Origin of the sequence: Paracoccus aminovorans, assembly GCF_001546115.1 — a bacterium.
Classification (GTDB): Bacteria; Pseudomonadota; Alphaproteobacteria; order Rhodobacterales; family Rhodobacteraceae; genus Paracoccus; species Paracoccus aminovorans_B.
Genome location: NZ_KQ955208.1, coordinates 865,147 through 882,234 on the forward strand (window position 1 = coordinate 865,147; position 17,088 = coordinate 882,234).

The 17,088-nt window shown below is 67.8% G+C and carries 14 protein-coding genes; 10 read left to right on the plus strand and 4 right to left on the minus strand.

The window, feature by feature from the left end; all coding sequences use genetic code 11:
- Positions 1–170: 170 nt before the first annotated feature.
- Entirely contained in the window at positions 171–740 is a 570-nt protein-coding gene (locus ASV56_RS04465) for a peroxidase-related enzyme (protein ID WP_062560947.1), read from the plus strand.
- 120 nt (positions 741–860) lie between these two features.
- On the opposite strand, the gene ASV56_RS04470 is transcribed toward ASV56_RS04465, so the two are convergent.
- Positions 861–2,819 carry a protein meaA gene (locus tag ASV56_RS04470; RefSeq protein ID WP_062560948.1) on the minus strand — a complete coding sequence of 653 codons (1,959 nt, stop codon included), beginning with the start codon at positions 2,817–2,819 and terminating at the stop codon, positions 861–863.
- Positions 2,820–3,076: 257 nt separating this feature from the next.
- Here ASV56_RS04470 and ASV56_RS04475 point away from each other — a divergent pair, with 257 nt between their 5' ends.
- The 4 genes from ASV56_RS04475 to ASV56_RS04490 all read left to right on the plus strand — a co-directional run bounded on the left by ASV56_RS04475 (position 3,077) and on the right by ASV56_RS04490 (position 7,631).
- Positions 3,077–3,946 carry an alpha/beta hydrolase gene (locus tag ASV56_RS04475; RefSeq protein WP_062560949.1) on the plus strand — a complete coding sequence of 290 codons (870 nt, stop codon included), beginning with the start codon at positions 3,077–3,079 and terminating at the stop codon, positions 3,944–3,946.
- 177 nt (positions 3,947–4,123) lie between these two features.
- Positions 4,124–5,413: a crotonyl-CoA carboxylase/reductase gene (gene ccrA, locus ASV56_RS04480; protein WP_062560950.1), complete on the plus strand. Its 1,290-nt coding sequence runs from the start codon at positions 4,124–4,126 to the stop codon at positions 5,411–5,413.
- 156 nt (positions 5,414–5,569) lie between these two features.
- Positions 5,570–6,922, plus strand: coding sequence for an NADP-specific glutamate dehydrogenase (gene gdhA / locus ASV56_RS04485; RefSeq protein WP_062560951.1), 1,353 nt, complete (start codon positions 5,570–5,572; stop codon positions 6,920–6,922).
- A 103-nt stretch (positions 6,923–7,025) separates the two neighbouring features.
- Entirely contained in the window at positions 7,026–7,631 is a 606-nt protein-coding gene (locus ASV56_RS04490) for a hypothetical protein (RefSeq protein ID WP_062560952.1), read from the plus strand.
- Here ASV56_RS04490 and ASV56_RS04495 read toward each other — a convergent pair.
- Positions 7,619–8,071, minus strand: coding sequence for a type II toxin-antitoxin system RatA family toxin (locus ASV56_RS04495; RefSeq protein ID WP_062560953.1), 453 nt, complete (start codon positions 8,069–8,071; stop codon positions 7,619–7,621). The two genes, ASV56_RS04490 and ASV56_RS04495, sit on opposite strands and share 13 nt — an antisense overlap.
- 55 nt (positions 8,072–8,126) lie before the next feature.
- On the opposite strand from ASV56_RS04495, the gene ASV56_RS04500 reads away from it, so the two are divergent.
- Positions 8,127–8,315 (plus strand): hypothetical protein, encoded by a 189-nt coding sequence (locus ASV56_RS04500; RefSeq protein ID WP_062560954.1) that lies wholly within the window; start codon positions 8,127–8,129, stop codon positions 8,313–8,315.
- A gap of 119 nt (positions 8,316–8,434) precedes the next feature.
- Here the strand turns inward: ASV56_RS04500 and ypfJ are convergent, their stop codons facing one another.
- Positions 8,435–9,283, minus strand: coding sequence for a KPN_02809 family neutral zinc metallopeptidase (gene ypfJ / locus ASV56_RS04505; RefSeq protein WP_062560955.1), 849 nt, complete (start codon positions 9,281–9,283; stop codon positions 8,435–8,437).
- A 162-nt stretch (positions 9,284–9,445) separates the two neighbouring features.
- Here ypfJ and ASV56_RS04510 point away from each other — a divergent pair, with 162 nt between their 5' ends.
- The 4 genes from ASV56_RS04510 (at position 9,446) to ASV56_RS04525 (ending at position 14,547) form a co-directional block, all read left to right on the plus strand.
- Positions 9,446–10,042 (plus strand): DedA family protein, encoded by a 597-nt coding sequence (locus ASV56_RS04510; protein ID WP_062560956.1) that lies wholly within the window; start codon positions 9,446–9,448, stop codon positions 10,040–10,042.
- 54 nt (positions 10,043–10,096) lie between these two features.
- Entirely contained in the window at positions 10,097–10,591 is a 495-nt protein-coding gene (locus ASV56_RS04515; protein WP_062560957.1) for a disulfide bond formation protein B, read from the plus strand.
- 72 nt (positions 10,592–10,663) lie between these two features.
- Positions 10,664–13,414: a DNA gyrase subunit A gene (gene gyrA / locus ASV56_RS04520; protein WP_172823729.1), complete on the plus strand. Its 2,751-nt coding sequence runs from the start codon at positions 10,664–10,666 to the stop codon at positions 13,412–13,414.
- 59 nt (positions 13,415–13,473) lie between these two features.
- Positions 13,474–14,547, plus strand: a complete 1,074-nt coding sequence (locus ASV56_RS04525; RefSeq protein WP_253879866.1) for an AI-2E family transporter — start codon at positions 13,474–13,476, stop codon at positions 14,545–14,547.
- Between the two features lie 14 nt (positions 14,548–14,561).
- Here the strand turns inward: ASV56_RS04525 and ASV56_RS04530 are convergent, their stop codons facing one another.
- On the minus strand, positions 14,562–17,084 hold the full coding sequence (locus tag ASV56_RS04530; protein ID WP_062560958.1) for a DUF3772 domain-containing protein: 2,523 nt from the start codon (positions 17,082–17,084) through the stop codon (positions 14,562–14,564).
- Positions 17,085–17,088 lie beyond the last annotated feature (4 nt).

Genomic DNA, 17,088 nt, shown 5'->3' on the forward strand with positions numbered 1-17,088 from the left:
CGTGGGCGCGACGCGCTGACGGGGGGCGATCCCCGGCAAGCGGGGACCGGAAGGCCAGACCTTCCGGGAATTGCGGGCTGAATATGCCGAAATCCGGGCCAAGTCAACCGCGGCCCCGGATTGACCCCGCCGCGGCAATGGCCAAAGCTTGGGCGGCAGAGGAGACAGCCATGACCCATCCGATCAGCCGCTTCCCGGTGCCCTCGCTTGACGAGATGCCCGAGGACATCGCCGCCCGCATCCGCAAGGTGGCCGAGAAATCCGGCTTCGTGCCGAACGTCTTCCTGGCGCTGGCGCATCGGCCCGACGAATTCCGCGCCTTCTTCGCCTATCACGACGCGCTGATGGAGCGCGAGGGCGGATTGACCAAGGCCGAGCGCGAGTTGATCGTGGTCGCGACCTCGGGGCTGAACCAGTGCCAGTATTGCGTGGTGGCGCATGGCGCGATCCTGCGCATCCGGGCCAAGAACGCTTTCATTGCCGACCAGGTGGCGGTGAACTGGCGCAAGGCCGACCTGACGCCCCGCGAACGCGCCATGCTGGCCTATGCCGAGAAGGTGGCGCTGCGGGCGCAGGACATCGCGGCAGGCGACCATGCCGCCCTGCATGATGCCGGCTTCTCGCAGGACGAGATCTGGGACATCGGCGCCATCGCCGCCTTCTTCGGCATGTCGAACCGGCTGGTGAATGCCGGCGACATTCGCCCGAACGACGAATTCTACATGCTGGGCCGGGGCTGATCCCGGCACGCCGGCCCAAGCGGCGCTGTCGTGACGTGGGTATTTGCGAAACAGAGAAGACAGAGGCGCGGCGCCCCGTCTTCTTCGTTCCTCAAATACCCATGCGAGCGTGCAACCGGCTCAGGCGGCGGCCTCCTCGGGCTCGACCAGCGCCACGATGTCCATCATGATGCGATTGAGCTCGAAGTCCTTGGGCGTATAGACGCGGGCCACGCCCATCTGCCGCAGCCGCGCCGCATCGTCGTCGGGGATGATGCCGCCGACGACCACCGGCACATGCACCAGGCCCGCCGCGCGCATGCGCGCCATCAGATCCTCGATCAGCGGCAGGTGGCTGCCCGACAGGATCGAGAGGCCGACGATATGGGCGTCCTGCTCTCCCGCGCGGGCGACGATCTGCTCGGGTGTCAGGCGGATGCCCTCATAGGTGATGTCCATGCCGCAGTCGCGGGCGCGGAAGGCGATCTGCTCGGCGCCGTTGGAATGGCCGTCGAGGCCCGGCTTGCCGACCAGGAACTTCAGCCGCCGGCCCAGGCGCTGGCTGACCGCATCCACCGCCTCGCGGATCGGCTCCAGCCCCTCGGTGCGGTTCGAGGGCGATTGCGACACGCCCGTGGGCCCGCGATATTCGCCATGCACCTGGCGCATGACCTGGGCCCATTCGCCGGTGGTGGCGCCGGCCTTGGCAGCGGCGATGGAAAACGGCATCACGTTCTGGCCCCTCTGCGCGGCATCGCGCAGCGCGACGAGAGCGGCCTCGACGGCCGCTTCGTCGCGAGCCCGCCGCCAGGCGTCCAGCCTGGCAATCTGGTCCTGCTCGACCGCCGGATCGACGACCATGATGCCGCCGTCGCCCGCCGTCAGCGGCGAAGGCTCGCCCTGCTGCCAGCGATTGACGCCGACCACCACGGTCTCGTTCGCCTCGATCCGGTTCAGCCGCGCGGCGTTCGATTCGACCAGCCGCGACTTCATGTATTCGATGGCGGCGATGGCGCCGCCCATCTCGTCCAGCGTCGCGAGCTCGGAGCGCGCGCCGGCCTTCAGCTCCTCGACCTTGGCGGCGATGGCCGGGTTGCCGTCGAACAGGTCGCCGTATTCCAGCAGGTCGGTCTCATAGGCGACGATCTGCTGCATCCTCAGCGACCATTGCTGGTCCCAGGGCCGCGGCAGGCCCAGCGCCTCGTTCCAGGCCGGCAGCTGCACGGCGCGGGCGCGGGCGTTCTTCGACAGCACCACGGCCAGCATCTCCAGCAGGATGCGATAGACATTGTTCTCCGGCTGCTGCTCGGTCAGGCCCAGCGAGTTCACCTGCACGCCATAGCGGAAGCGGCGGTATTTCTCGTCCTCGATGCCGTAGCGCTCGCGGCAGATCTCGTCCCAGAGCTCGGTGAAGGCGCGCATCTTGCAAAGCTCGGTCACGAAGCGGATGCCGGCGTTCACGAAGAAGGAAATCCGCCCGACCATGGCCGGGAAATCCGCCGGCTCGACCTTGCCCTTGAGGTCGTCGAGCACCGCGATGCCGGTCGCCAGCGCATAGGCCAGCTCCTGCTCCGGCGTCGCGCCGGCCTCTTGCAGGTGATAGGAGCAGACGTTCATCGGGTTCCATTTCGGCAGGTTCCGTGCCGTATAGGCCGCGACGTCGGTGATCATCTTCAGCGAGGGTTTCGGCGGGCAGATATAGGTGCCGCGCGACAGGTATTCCTTGATAATGTCGTTCTGCACCGTGCCTTGCAGCTTCGTCACATCCGCGCCCTGCTCCTCGGCCACGGCGATATAGAGCGACAGCAGCCAGGGCGCCGTCGCGTTGATCGTCATCGAGGTGTTCATCTGCTCGAGCGGGATCTGGTCGAAAAGCGCGCGCATGTCGCCCAGGTGGCAGACCGGCACGCCGACCTTGCCGACCTCGCCCCGCGCCAGCACATGGTCGCTGTCATAGCCGGTCTGGGTCGGCAGGTCGAAGGCCACCGACAGCCCGGTCTGGCCCTTGGCGAGGTTCGAGCGATAGAGCGCATTCGATTTCTCGGCGGTCGAGTGGCCCGCATAGGTGCGGAAGAGCCAGGGTTTGTCTTTCTCGGCCACGGGATTCCCTCGCAAGATTATTACGACGCGACAAGCGATAGCGTAACATTCCTGCGCCGTCAATTCGCCGCATTGCAGAAAGAACCATGCTGCGCAACGACTGCGCATGTGATGAATCGGCAGGCGATCAAGGCTGTCGCGGCAAGGCCCTTCGCCACGACAGGCGCCGTGCAGAGGTGGGACCGGTTCTGGCTTTGACGATCAATGCGCCTGGAGCCTAAGGTGTCGGCCATGCAGACGAACGAGGGGCAAGACGGATGCCGATGACGCGCCGGGCGGCGCTGGCGCTGCTGGCCGGGCTGATGGCGGGGCCGGCGCGGGCCGGGCCGGGGCTGGTCGATCTGGCCTATTCCCCAGCCTCGCCGCGCAACCGGCTGGACGTGCACCTGCCCGAGGGCGACGGGCCGTTTCCCTGGCTTCTGGACCTGCACGGCGGCGGTTTCCTGGCCGGCGACAAGCGCAGCCTGCCGGTCCCGGCGCAGGTGCTGGCGCGGGGCATCGCCGTGGTGCGGATGAACTATCGCCTGTCGCACCAGGCGCTGTGGCCGGCGCAGGAGCAGGACGTGCTGGCGGCGCTGGATTTCCTGCACCGGCGCGGGCCGGAGCTGGGGCTGATCCCGGACCGGATGGCGCTGGGCGGGCGCAGCGCCGGGGCGTTCCTGGCGGTCTCGGCGGCGCTGACCCTGGCCGAGACCGGGCGGGCGCCGCGCGCGGTGGTGGATTTCTATGGCCCGATGGATTTCGGCAGCATGGATGCCGACATGGCCCGCCTGGGCCGCAAGGTGCGGCGCGCCCCGGCCGATTCGGCGCGCAGCGTCGAATCGCTGCTGGTCGGCTATCCGGTCGGCGCGCGCCGGGCCGAGGCCACCGCGCTGTCGCCGGTCGGCCGGCTGGGCGCCATGCCGCCCGGACGGCACCTGCCGCCGCTGATGATCCGGCACGGCGCGCAGGACAGCATCGTTTCGGCCGGCCAGGCCGAGCGGCTGCGCCGGGCCTGGAAGGCCGCGGACCCGCATGCCGAGATCGACTTCGCCCTGCTGCCGCACGAAGGCCATGGCACCGCCGCCTTCGGCCGGGACGCCGTGCTGCGCCCGCTGGCGGATTTCCTGGCGCGGCATCTGGCCTGAGCGCAAGCACCGGGATTTGCTGCCGCATCGCGGCGTGGCCCTGGCGAAAACGACAGAATATTACAAATTCTGCATCTGCGATGTTGCAATATTGCGCAGCCATTCGTAAAACAGGCCCTGCACCCCGCGTCGATTCTGCGCCGCGGCACGAGGAACGCGCAGCAAGAGGAAAGCAAGATGGCCCTGGACCAACCGACCCCGATCGCGCCCTATGATGCGCCGGAAAAGGACCTCTATGAGATCGGCGAGATGCCGCCCCTGGGCTACGTCCCCAAAGAGATGTATGCTTGGGCGATCCGGCGCGAGCGGCATGGCGAGCCCGACAAGGCCATGCAGGTCGAGGTGGTCGAGACGCCGCCGATCGACAGCAACGAGGTGCTGGTCCTGGTGATGGCGGCGGGCGTCAACTACAACGGCATCTGGGCCGGCCTCGGCGTGCCGATCAGCCCCTTCGACGGCCATGGCGCGCCCTATCACATCGCGGGTTCCGACGCCTCGGGCATCGTCTGGGCGGTGGGCGACAAGGTCAAGAACTGGAAGGTCGGCGACGAGGTCGTCATCCATTGCAACCAGGACGACGGCAACGACGAGGAATGCAACGGCGGCGACCCGATGTATTCGCCCAGCCAGCGCATCTGGGGCTATGAGACGCCGGACGGCAGCTTCGCCCAGTTCACCCGCGTGCAGGCCCAGCAGCTGATGCGCCGCCCGCAGCACCTGACCTGGGAGGAATCGGCCTGCTACACGCTGACGCTGGCCACCGCCTATCGCATGCTGTTCGGGCACGAGCCGCATGAGCTGAAGCCGGGCATGAACGTGCTGGTCTGGGGCGCCTCGGGCGGGCTGGGGTCGTTCGCGATCCAGCTGATCAACGCGGCCGGCGCCAATGCCATCGGCGTGATCTCGGACGAGGACAAGCGCGAATTCGTCATGTCGCTGGGCGCCAAGGGCGTCATCAACCGCAAGGACTTCAAGTGCTGGGGCCAGCTGCCCACGGTGAACACCCCGGAATACAAGGAGTGGTTCACCGAGGCGCGCAAGTTCGGCAAGGCGATCTGGGACATCACCGGCAAGGGCAACAATGTCGACATCGTCTTCGAGCACCCGGGCGAGGCGACCTTCCCGGTCTCGACCCTGGTCTGCAAGAAGGGCGGCATGGTAGTGATCTGCGCCGGCACCAGCGGATTCAACTGCACCTTCGACGTGCGCTACATGTGGATGCACCAGAAGCGCCTGCAGGGCTCGCACTTCGCGCATCTGAAGCAGGCGTCGGCCGCGAACAAGCTGATGCTCGAGCGCCGCATCGACCCCTGCATGTCCGAGGTCTTCCCCTGGGCCGAGATCCCGGCGGCGCATGTCAAGATGCTGCGCAACGAACACAAGCCCGGCAACATGGCCGTGCTGGTGCAGGCCCCCGTCACCGGGCTGCGCACCTTCGAGGACGCGCTGGAAGCCGGCCGGCGCTGAGACCGCAGCCGAGGGGCCGCCTGCGACAGGGCGGCTCCTGCCCGGCAATCCGGCAGAAAATTCGGCAGATTGCCTGAAAACTGTCACTTGCCCATTCAAATTGCTGAAACCTTGGGCTATGCGCGACTCCGTCTCTTGAGGGAAGGATTGCGCGCCATGCCGCAGATCGATGACAAACTTGCGCCCATCTACGAACAGGTCGTCCGCCGCAACGCCGGCGAGCCCGAGTTCCACCAGGCGGTGCGCGAGGTGCTGGAAAGCCTGGGCCGCGTCGTGGCCAAGCGCCCCGACTACCTGGAAGACGCGCTGATCGAGCGCCTCTGCGAGCCCGAGCGGCAGATCATCTTCCGCGTGCCGTGGACCGACGACAAGGGCCAGGTGCAGATCAACCGCGGCTTCCGGGTGCAGTTCTCCTCGGCCATGGGCCCCTACAAGGGCGGGCTGCGCTTCCACCCCTCGGTCAATGTCGGGATCATCAAGTTCCTGGGCTTCGAGCAGATCTTCAAGAACGCGCTGACCGGCCTGCCGATCGGCGGCGGCAAGGGCGGCTCGGACTTCGATCCCAAGGGCCGCTCGGACGGCGAGGTGATGCGCTTCTGCCAGAGCTTCATGACCGAGCTTTACCGCCACCTCGGCGAATATACCGACGTGCCGGCGGGCGACATCGGCGTCGGCGGGCGCGAGATCGGCTATATGTTCGGGCAATACAAGCGCCTGACCAACCGCTACGAGGCGGGCGTGCTGACCGGCAAGGGCCTGTTCTACGGCGGCTCGCTGGCCCGGACCGAGGCCACCGGCTATGGCAACACCTATTTCACCCGCGCCATGCTGCAGACCGGCGGCGAGGATTTCGACGGCAAGACCACCGTGGTCTCGGGCTCGGGCAACGTGGCGATCTACACCATCGAGAAGGTGCAGTCCTATGGCGGCAAGGTCATCGCCTGTTCGGACAGCTCGGGCTATATCGTCGACGAGAGCGGCCTTGATCTCGACCTGATCAAGGAGATCAAGGAGGTCCGCCGCGGCCGCATCGGCGAATACGTCCGGCTGAAGGGTCAGGGCTATTTCGTCAAGTCCGGCGAGGGCTCGATCTGGGACGTGCCCTGCCAGGTCGCCATGCCCTCGGCCACGCAGAACGAGCTGACCGGCAAGGATGCCGCGAAACTGGTCAAGAACGGCGTGCAGGCGGTCGGCGAAGGCGCCAACATGCCCTCGACCCCCGAGGCGATCCGCACCTTCCAGCAGGCCGGCGTCAAGTTCGGCCCCGGCAAGGCGGCGAATGCCGGCGGCGTCGCCACCTCGGCGCTGGAGATGCAGCAGAACGCCTCGCGCGACCGCTGGAGCTTCGAGCAGACCGAGGCGCGGCTCGCCACCATCATGCGCGACATCCATGACAGCTGCTACGAGACGGCCGAGGAATTCGGCGCGCCGGGCGACTATGTCATCGGCGCCAATATCGCCGGCTTCATCCGCGTGGCCGAGCCGATGCGCGCCTTCGGCGTGATCTGAGCCAAGGCGGGTGGGCCGGGATCAGCCGGCCCACCCGCAACCCGCTTGCCAGCCCCCATCACGGCCGCTAATCCGCACGGATGTTTTCGACCGTGAGTTGTCCATGCTGATCTTCGTCAAGCCCCGGATCGTGCTCTTGTCGGTGCCCAAGACCGGCACCACGGCGCTGGAACAGGCGCTGTCCGAACGCGCCGAGATCGCCTTTCGCGGCCGCGCCGAGATCAAGCACCTGAACCTGCGGCAATATATCAACAAGATCCGCCCGCTGCTGCATCCCCTGGGCGGGCCGCGTTTCGAGACGGTGGCGGTGATGCGCGAGCCGCTGGACTGGCTGGGCAGCTGGTATCGTTTTCGCGCCCGCGACGCGCTGATCGGCCGGCCGAACAGCACCGCGCACCTGTCCTTTTCCCGTTTCGTCGAGGATTACCTGCACCCTGGCGAGCGCCCCAGCCACGCCAATCTGGGCCGGCAGTCGGACTTCCTGATCGACAACGACAACCGCATCGCCGTCGACCACATCTTCCGCTACGAAGCGATGCCGGCCCTGGTGGATTTCCTGGCCGCGCGCCTGGGCCAGGCGATCACCCTGCCCCGCGTCAATGTCTCGCCCGAGGCCGCGACCGATCTCGATGCCGAAACCGAAACCCGGCTGCGCACCGCCATGGCGCCGGAATACGCGATCTGGGAACGGGCGCGTCAGGCGCCGTAAAGCGCGCGGGCCCGGTCCTCGAAGGCGCGGACGATGCGGCTCATCGCCTCGCCGAAGACCACGCCGATGACCTTGCCGAGGATGGCGTTGCGGAATTCGAAATCGACGAAGAATTCGACCTTGCAGCCGCCTTCGGGCAGGTCGGCGAAACTCCAGCCGCTGCGCAGGTATTTGAACGGCCCGTCCAGATATTCGGTGTCGATGCGCCTGCCGGCCGGCCACAGCGTCACGCGGCTGCCGAAACGCTCGCGAAAAACCTTGAAGCTGATGACCAGATCGGCCTCGATCACCTGGCTGCCGCCCTCGCCCGGGCGACGGGCGCGGATGCGGGCGGCGGAATTCCAGGGCAGGAACTCGGGGTATCTTTCGATATCGGCCACCAGCGCATACATCTGGTCGGCGGTATAGGGCAGGATGCGGCTGTCGCTGTGCTGAGGCAAGACGTGGTCCCGGGCGGTTTTCCGTTTCGGCGATCCCTAGCAAAGGAAGGGGCGCATGAACAACCTCCTCTGGCTGATCCGGGCATCGCGCTGGGCGCGCAACCCGCCCAGCGCGCGGATGGTCAAGCTGGTGCTGGCCATCGTCGCGCTGGGCTTGGTGCTGGTGGGCCTGGAACATTTCGGCCTCTGGCCCGACTGGGCGACCATGGACCGGCCGCGCGGCATGCCCCGCATCCGGCCCTGACCGCCCGGCTTCTTTGCTCCGCAAATACCCCTGCGGCCGCGCCGCCCGCGGCACCGCCCGCGCCTTTCACCGTTTGCCAAATACTCCGGCAGCGGCGCCATGCGCGCGGGCCGGCCGGCCTACATCCCGGCCGCCTTGAACGTGTCGCACTGCGCCATCTGCCCGGAGCTGAAGCCGCGCTTGAACCATTCCTGCCGCTGCGCGCTCGACCCATGGGTAAAGGCATCGGGCATCGGCGCGCGGCCGGCCTTTTCCATCAGCGTGTCGTCGCCCACGGCGGCGGCGGCATTGATCGCCTCGTCGATGTCGCCCTCGTCGATGCTGTTGAACTGCTGGCTGGCGTGGCTGGCCCAGACCCCGGCGAAGCAATCCGCCTGCAATTCGGTCAGCACCGAGATCCGGTTCGCCGTTGCCTGGTTCGACTGCTGGCGGGCCTGCATGGTCTGGCTCAGGATGCCGAGCTGGTTCTGGACATGGTGGCCGACCTCATGCGCGATGACATAGGCATAGGCGAAGTCGCCGCCCGCGCCCATCTTCTGGCTCATGGTGCGGAAGAAATCGGTGTCGAGATAGATCTTGCGGTCGTTCGGGCAATAGAACGGCCCCATGGCCGATTGCGCCGTGCCGCAGGCCGAGCTGTCGATGCCCGAGAACATCACCAGCCCCGGGTCGGCATATTGCTCGCCCGCCTGTTCGGGCAGGACGCGGGCCCAGACCTCCTCGGTATCGGCCAGCACCACGCTGACGAACTGGCCCGATTCCTTCTCCTCGGCGGTCAGCTCACGCGGCTCGCCCGATTGGCTGCCCTGGTCCAGCCCGCCGACGATGGGCGAGATGTCGATGCCGAAGAAATAGCCCACCGCCAGAATCGCCAGCATCCCGACGATGCCGACGCCCCCGGCGCCCGCCCGGCCCATGCCGCGCCGGTCCTCGACATTGCGGCTGCCGCGTCTGCCCCGCCATTCCATCGCACCCCTCCCGCCGGCGGCCGCGCCGGTCAAATCGCCGTCATGCCAGCTTTATCCAAAGCCCTGCCCGGCGCAACACCGACGCGGGCCCGACAGTTCCGCCGCCCCCTTGACAGTTCCGGCCCGGCCCCGCAGCACGGGGCGCAAACGAAGGGGGCGGGCATGTTCGACTGGGTGGTTTCGACGATCGAAAGCTGGGGCTATCTGGGCGTCTGGGCGCTGATGGTGGCCGAGAACGTCTTTCCGCCCATCCCGTCCGAGGTCATCATGCCGCTGGCGGGCTTCCTCGCCGGCGCGGGCAAGCTGTCGCTGACGCTGACCATCCTGGTCGGCACGCTCGGCTCGGTCCTGGGCACGCTGATGTGGTATTGCGTCGGGTTGTGGTTCGGCGAAGAGCGGCTGAAGCGCTTCGCCGCCCGCCACGGCCGGCTCTTGACCCTGTCGCCCGGCGACATCGAGGCGGCGCATGACTGGTTCCAGCGCCACGGCGCCATGGCGGTGTTCTTCGGCCGCATGATCCCGGCGATCCGCACGCTGATCTCGGTCCCGGCCGGGCTGGCGCGGATGCCGTTGTGGAAGTTCCTGGCCTATACCACGGCGGGCAGCGCGCTCTGGACCGGGGTGCTGACCTTTGCCGGGCTGATGCTGCATGAAAATTATGCGCTGGTCGCCCACTGGATCGACCCGCTGTCGAAACTGGTCGTGGTCACGGTCGTGGCGGTCTATGTCTGGCGGGTGATCCGCTGGAAGCCGCATTGACGCTCACGCATTTGGCACTTGCCGAGCGCGCGCCGCCGGCCTAACCCAAGGCGCATGAACGGATTTCCAAGCAAATCGCTGGCCGCCGTGGCCGGCGCAGGATCGGCCGCGCTGCTGGCGGCGGCGCTGACCTTCCAGTCGCTGGGCTATGCGCCCTGCGAGCTTTGCATCCTGCAGCGCTGGCCGCATCTTGCCGCCGCGATCATCGGCGGGCTGATCTGGTTTCTGGGCTGGCGGCGCTGGCTCGCGTTCCTGGGCCTGCTGGCGGCGCTTTGCGCCACCGGCTTCGCGATCTACCACGCCGGGGTCGAGCTGAAACTCTGGGCCGGGCCGCAGCATTGCGCGGGCGGGGTCTCGGGCCTGGCGCAGCTGTCGACGCAGGACCTGATGGCCGCCATCGAGGCGGCGCCGCTGGTGCGCTGCGACCAGGTGGCCTGGAGCCTGTTCGGCATCTCGATGGCCGGCTGGAACGCGATCTGCTCGGCGGCGCTCTCGGGCCTGTGGCTGGCCTCGGTCCGGGGCCGCAACCGCGTTCCCGGCACCGCCTGAGGGCCGCTAAAGATTGCACCGGCTGCTGGTATGGGATAGACCGTCACCCAACAAGATGTTGAGGCGAACCCCGTGGCTGATACCCCCGAAAACGACGACGATTCCCCCGAGAACGGCACGGCCGAACGCGCGGTGATGCATCACGACGGGCCGGTGATCGACATCTCGCGCGAGATGCGCTCGTCCTATCTGGACTATGCCATGTCGGTCATCGTCAGCCGGGCGATCCCGGACCTGCGCGACGGGCTGAAGCCGGTGCACCGGCGCGTGCTTTTCGCCATGCACGAGACCGGCAACACCCATGACAAGCCCTATCGCAAGTCGGCCCGCCCGGTCGGCGACACCATGGGCAAGTATCACCCGCATGGCGACGCCTCGATCTATGACGCGCTGGTGCGGATGGCGCAGCCCTTCTCGATGTCGCTGCCGCTGCTGGACGGCCAAGGCAACTTCGGCTCCATGGACGGCGACAGCCCGGCGGCCATGCGCTATACCGAGGTGCGGATGGACAAGCCCGCCGCCTATCTGATGATGGACATCGACAAGGATACCGTCGATTTCCAGGACAACTACGACGGCAAGGACCGCGAGCCGACCGTCCTGCCGGCCCGCTTCCCGAACATGCTGGTCAATGGCGCCGGCGGCATCGCCGTCGGCATGGCGACGAACATCCCGCCGCACAACCTGGGCGAGGTCTGCGACGCCACCCTGGCGCTGATCGAGAACCCGGACCTGCCGACCGAACGGCTGATGGAGATCATCCCCGGCCCGGACTTTCCGACCGGCGGCGTGATCCTGGGCCGCTCGGGCATCCGCAAGGCCTATCTGGAGGGCCGCGGCAGCGTCGTCATGCGCGCCAAGACCCGGATCGAGGAAGGCCGCAACGGCCGCCAGCTGATCGTGCTGGACGAGATCCCCTATCAGGTCAACAAGGCCACGCTGATCGAGAAGATCGCCGAACTGGCCAAGGAAAAGCGCATCGAGGGCATCGCCCATGTGCAGGACGAATCCGACCGCATCGGCGTGCGGGTGGTGATCGAACTGAAGCGCGACGCCACCGCCGAGGTGGTGCTGAACCAGCTGTTCCGCTTTACCCCCATGCAGACCAGCTTCGGCTGCAACATGCTGGCGCTGAACGGCGGCCGGCCCGAGCAGCTGACCCTGCGCGACTTCCTGACCCATTTCATCGCCTTCCGCGAGGAGGTGGTCGCCCGCCGCACCGCTTACGAACTGCGCAAGGCGCGGGAACGCGCGCATGTGCTCTGCGGGCTTGCGGTCGCGGTCTCGAACGTCGATGAGGTGGTGGCGACGATCCGCAGCTCGGCCGATGCCGCCGAGGCGCGGGCGCGGCTGATGGAGCGGCGCTGGCCGGCGCATGAGATCGTCGAATACCTGCGGCTGATCGACGACCCGCTGCATCCGGTGAACGAGGACGGCACCTACAACCTGTCCGAAACCCAGGCCCGCGCCATCCTGGAACTGCGCCTGCAGCGCCTGACCCAGCTCGGCGTGCAGGAAGTCACCGACGAGCTGAAATCGCTGGCCGAGTCCATCCGCGACTATCTCGCCATCCTGGCCTCGCGCGAGCGGATCATGGCCATCATCTCGGGCGAGCTGGCCGAGGTGAAGGGGCTTTTCGCCGTGCCGCGCCGGACCGAGATCGTCGACTGGGCCGGCGACATGGACGACGAGGACCTGATCGAGCGCGAGGACATGGTCGTCACCATCACCTCGGGCGGCTATATCAAGCGCACCGCCCTGGCCGAATTCCGCAGCCAGCGCCGCGGCGGCAAGGGCCTGTCCAGCATGGCGACCAAGGAGGACGACCTGGTCACCACGCTGTTCGTCGCCAATACCCACACTGAGCTGCTGTTCTTCACCACCGATGGCATGGTCTATCGGCTGAAGACCTGGCGCCTGCCGCTGGCGGGCCGCACCTCGAAGGGCAAGGCGATCGTCAACATCCTGCCGATCCAGGCCGGGGTCTCCATCGCCGCGCTGCTGCCGATGGATGCGCCCGAGGCGGATTGGGACGATTACCAGGTGGTCTTTGCCACCTCGGACGGCGACGTCCGCCGCAACGCGCTGTCGGATTTCACCAATATCATGCGCAACGGCAAGATCGCCATGAAGCTGCCCGAGGGCGTCGAGCTGATCGGCGTGCGGCTGGCGACCGAGAATGACGACGTGATGCTGGTCACCGCCTCGGGCCGGGCGATCCGCTTCCAGACCACCGACGTGCGCGTCTTCAAGGGCCGCGATTCCACCGGCGTGCGCGGCATCCGGCTGGTGAACAAGGGCGACCGTGTGGTTAGCATGTCGGTGATCCGCCACTTCGAGGCCGATCCGGCCGAGCGCGCCGCCTATCTGAAGATGCGCCGCGCCGTCGAGGGCGCGCTGGACGACGGCGCCGAGGCCGACGAGGACGAGGACAGCGTCGCTGCGGGCGAAATCAATCAAGCCCGCTATGCCGAGATGTCGGCGGCCGAGGATCTGATCCTGACCATCACCGCCAAGGGCGCGGGCAAGATCAGCTCCAGCTTCGACTATCCGCTGCGCGGCCGCGGCGGCCAGGGCGTCACCGCCATGGACAAGGCGATGCGCGGCGGCCCGCTGGTCGCCAGCTTCCCGGTGGAACGCGACGACCAGATCATGCTGGCGACCTCGACCGGGCAGTCGATCCGGGTGCCGGTGGACGGCATCAGCTTCCGCTCGCGCTCTGCCGGCGGCGTGCGCGTCTTCAATACGGGCACCGATGAAACCGTGGTTTCTGTTGCCCGCATCGCCGAGAATGGCGAGGATGACGAGGCCGAAGAGGCATAAGCGACCGCAAATCAGCGGGCTGGGGCGCCCTGCCCCGGCCCTCACCAACGGGGACGGCATTGAGGCCAAGCGACTCGCAACTGGCGGAACGGTTGCAGACCGGCTTTCTGGGCGTCATCGCCTTCGGCCTGGTGCTGGCGCTGATGGTGCAGGCGCGGTTCATCCTGATCTGCCTGGTCTTTGCGATCATCATCTTTTCGCTGACCTCGGACGCGATTTCCGCCTTTGCCCGGCTGAAGGTGCCGAACTGGCTGGCGACCACGCTGGCGCTGATCGCCATCGCCATCGGGCTGCTCTGGACCGCGACCACGGTGGTGGCGCAGGTCAACGAGGTGCTGTCCACCGCGCTGAACTATGCCGACCGCGCCCAGGCCGCGCTGGAGCGGCTGAGCCAGCGCTGGGGCCCCAACGTGCAAGAGGCGATCAACACCTTCCTCGGCAGCGTCGATTTCGCCGGCTGGATGCGCTCGGCCGCCGGCCAGGCCTCGAACCTGGTCTCGGCCTCGGTGCTGATCCTGACCTTCGTCGGCTTCATGTTCAGCGAGCGGATCTGGTTCCCGATCAAGATCGAGCGGCTGACCGGCGATCCCGACCGCGCCCGGCAGGTGCTGGCGACGGTGCACAAGATCATGCGGCGGGTGAACCGCTATCTGGTGGTCAAGGCCGCGATCAGCGCGGTCACGGCGGCGCTGATCTGGCTGACCTTCCGCTTTTTCGGGCTGGAGCTGGCGGGCGCGGTCGCCATGCTGACCTTCATCCTGAACTTCATTCCGACGCTGGGCTCGATCATCGCCACGGTCATCACCGTCGCCATCGTGCTGGCCCAGACCGGCGATCCGACCACGACGCTGGTGATCGGCAGCATCACCACGGCGGTGCATTTCATCATCGGCAATGTCTTCGACCCGATGCTTCTGGGCCAGACGCTGCGGTTGTCCTCGTTCGGGATCATCCTGTCGCTGGCGTTCTGGGGCGCGGTCTGGGGCATTTCGGGCACCTTCCTTGCGGTGCCGATCATGGTGGCGGTGATGATCGTCTGCGCGCAGATCCCCTGGCTACGGCCGGTCGCGATCCTGCTGTCGCAGGAGGGCGTGCCCGAGGCCGAGCCGCGCCACCCCCGCCTGCGCGGCTGACCGCAGCGCCAGGATCAGTCGCGGTCGGTGTCGTCGCGGCCGTCGTTGTTGACGCCGGCGGGACCGTATTCGCCGCTTTCATGACCCTCGAACTCCTGCGTGGGCCGCTGGTCCTCTGCGACAGGCCGCGCGGGCGCCTCGGGCGGGATCGCGGGGGTGGCGGCGGGCGCCTCCTCGGCCGCAGGCTCGGCCCGGTGCAGGTAGATGTCCTGCGATCCCCTGACGACGCCGGGCAGGACGATCCCCGCGGCGGCGAAGCGTTCCAGGATCTGGTGGTTGATCTCGGAGACGACCGAGACGCCGGCATTGATGTCCGACAGCATCGCGCGCAGTTCGTAATTCTGTCCCGTCGGGGTGATGCTGCGCAGCAGGACGGCTGGGGCCGGGTTGACCAGCACGGTCGGCTGGTCCTCGGCGATGTCGCGCAGCAGGGCGGCGACCATGCGGCCGTCCGAGCCGACGCCGACCGTGATCGGCACGATGATCCGGCCCTGCAGGCTGCCGCGCGTCCAGTTCGTCACCGGCTGCGTGATCAGGTTCGAGTTCGGGACGATGATCTGCGTGCGGTCGAAGGTCTGGATCTGGGTGGCGCGCACCGCCATCTTCTTGACCACGCCCTGCTGGCCGCCGACCTCGATCCAGTCGCCGACGGCGATGGGGCGCTCGACCAGCAGGATGATGCCCGAGACGAAGTTCGACACCACCTGCTGCATGCCGAAACCGATGCCGACCGACAGGGCACCGGCGACCACGGCCAGCGAGGTCAGGTTGATCCCGGCCGCGGTAATCGCCAGCAGCGCCGCTAGCCCCAGCCCGCCATAGCCGATCATCGAGACGACCGCGTTCTGCCCGCCGCGGTCCAGCCGCGTCTTGGGCAGGATCGAGCTGCGGAAAGCGCCCTGGATGAAGTTGGTCAGGAAATAGCCGACGGCAAAGACCAGCACGAAGGTCAGGATCGCCATCGGCGACAGCGTGACCCCGCCCAGGCTGAAGCCCTGCTGGGTGCGGGTCCAGGCCTCGGCCAGGTCGCTGACCCGCGCGCCCCAGATCAGCGCGAACAGCGGCAGCGAGGCCAAGACCAGCGCAAAGCCGATCAGCGCCGGCATCAGCGCGTCGCGGGCCGCGGCGCCGCCGCCCTTGGCCATGGCGTAGAGGTCGCCGATGAAGTCCTGCAGCACGATCAGCAAGCCGACCAACCCCAGCGTCATGACCGAGGACCACAGCGCCGCATTGGCCGCCGTGACATAGCCCACCGCCGCGGCCAGCGGCGCGGCCAGCGCCACGATCCGCGCCATCGCGCCCAGGAAGGCCACGATGCGCACGCGGTAATCCGGCGCATCCGAGACCTCCGAAGGCTTGAGCCGGCGCAGCAGATTCGCCAGCTGGAACAGGCAGAAGGCGCCGAACAGGATCAGCAGGAAATGCCAGACCCCGGCCGAGGCCTCGCCCAGCCGTTCCGGCACGGTATTCGCGTCATTGTCGCTGTTGAAGCCCGAGAGCGGCAGCACCGAGCGCGCGATCAGCTGGTGCAGCGCCAGCGACATGGCCAGCAGCGTGGCGCGGAACCGCGCCTGCCGCCGCTGCGCCTCGTTCATCGGCAGCGGCGCCTCGCCCGCGGTGCCCTCCTCGGGGAACAGCCGGCGCGCCAGCCAGATGCCGCCGAAGAACGACAGGCCCGAGGCCGGCACCGAGCGCAACAGCGGCATGCCCCAGTCGTCGAAGAGATCGGTGGCGATCAGCGTCGCCGCGGCCAGCATCACCCCGATCAGCGGAATCGCGATCTGGCCCAGCGACACGCCAAAGACCAGCGCCGCGCGCGAGCGTTCGCCGGCCCGCGCCGACAGCCGCGAGGGCAGCGAGTCGATCCAGTGCCGCCCGCGCGTCAGCAGGATCAGAGCGACCAGCAGGAAGCCCCCGACCAGCGGCAGCCGGTCGGTAAAGCCCGAAAGCCCGCCGATGTCGTCCCAGCGGCTCCGCGCCTCGGCATAGATCTGCCGGCCGACATTGGCCGCCTCGACCATCGCCGGGCCCCAGTTCGCGGGGTTCAGCGGCGAGGGCGTCTTGCGGATCAACGCATGCGCCTGGCGCTGGCGGATGGTCTGGTCGATCTGGGTGACGATGCCGTCGGCGCGGCCATAAGCCTCGACAGCCTGCAAGCCCGGCGCCTGCAAGGTCGAAAGCTGCTCGTTCAACTCCTTGCGGCGCGCGGCGATGTCGTCGGATTCGGTCTGGCCCTCGGCCGGGGGCGGCCCCAGGGCGTTGATCTGGTCCTTCAGCGTCGCGATCCGGGTCGCGTTGATGCCCTGGGCCTGCTTCAGCCGCTCGCGCCACTCGACCACGGAATCGCGGATGGTCTGCAGCCGCTTGTCGTTGGCCTGGTCGGATTGCAGGATCTGCTCGGCCTGGTCGGCGAGCTTGTTCCAGGCGTTGTAATCCGGCGCCTGCGGGTCCTGCGCCACGGCCGGCAGGGTCAGCGCCAGAAACAGCGCGACGACAAGCGCGGCGAGGCGCGGCAGCACGGCAGCAAGACGGGGCATGGGT

What these genes read in the sequence shown, in the direction of transcription:
- ASV56_RS04465 (WP_062560947.1), top strand. Translation starts at nt 171, where the DNA reads ATGACCCATCCGATCAGCCGCTTCCCGGTGCCCTCGCTTGACGAGATG.
- ASV56_RS04475 (WP_062560949.1), top strand. Translation starts at nt 3,077, where the DNA reads ATGCCGATGACGCGCCGGGCGGCGCTGGCGCTGCTGGCCGGGCTGATG.
- ccrA (WP_062560950.1), top strand. Translation starts at nt 4,124, where the DNA reads ATGGCCCTGGACCAACCGACCCCGATCGCGCCCTATGATGCGCCGGAA.
- gdhA (WP_062560951.1), top strand. Translation starts at nt 5,570, where the DNA reads ATGCCGCAGATCGATGACAAACTTGCGCCCATCTACGAACAGGTCGTC.
- ASV56_RS04490 (WP_062560952.1), top strand. Translation starts at nt 7,026, where the DNA reads ATGCTGATCTTCGTCAAGCCCCGGATCGTGCTCTTGTCGGTGCCCAAG.
- ASV56_RS04500 (WP_062560954.1), top strand. Translation starts at nt 8,127, where the DNA reads ATGAACAACCTCCTCTGGCTGATCCGGGCATCGCGCTGGGCGCGCAAC.
- ypfJ (WP_062560955.1), bottom strand. Translation starts at nt 9,283, where the DNA reads ATGGAATGGCGGGGCAGACGCGGCAGCCGCAATGTCGAGGACCGGCGC.
- ASV56_RS04510 (WP_062560956.1), top strand. Translation starts at nt 9,446, where the DNA reads ATGTTCGACTGGGTGGTTTCGACGATCGAAAGCTGGGGCTATCTGGGC.
- ASV56_RS04515 (WP_062560957.1), top strand. Translation starts at nt 10,097, where the DNA reads ATGAACGGATTTCCAAGCAAATCGCTGGCCGCCGTGGCCGGCGCAGGA.
- ASV56_RS04530 (WP_062560958.1), bottom strand. Translation starts at nt 17,084, where the DNA reads ATGCCCCGTCTTGCTGCCGTGCTGCCGCGCCTCGCCGCGCTTGTCGTC.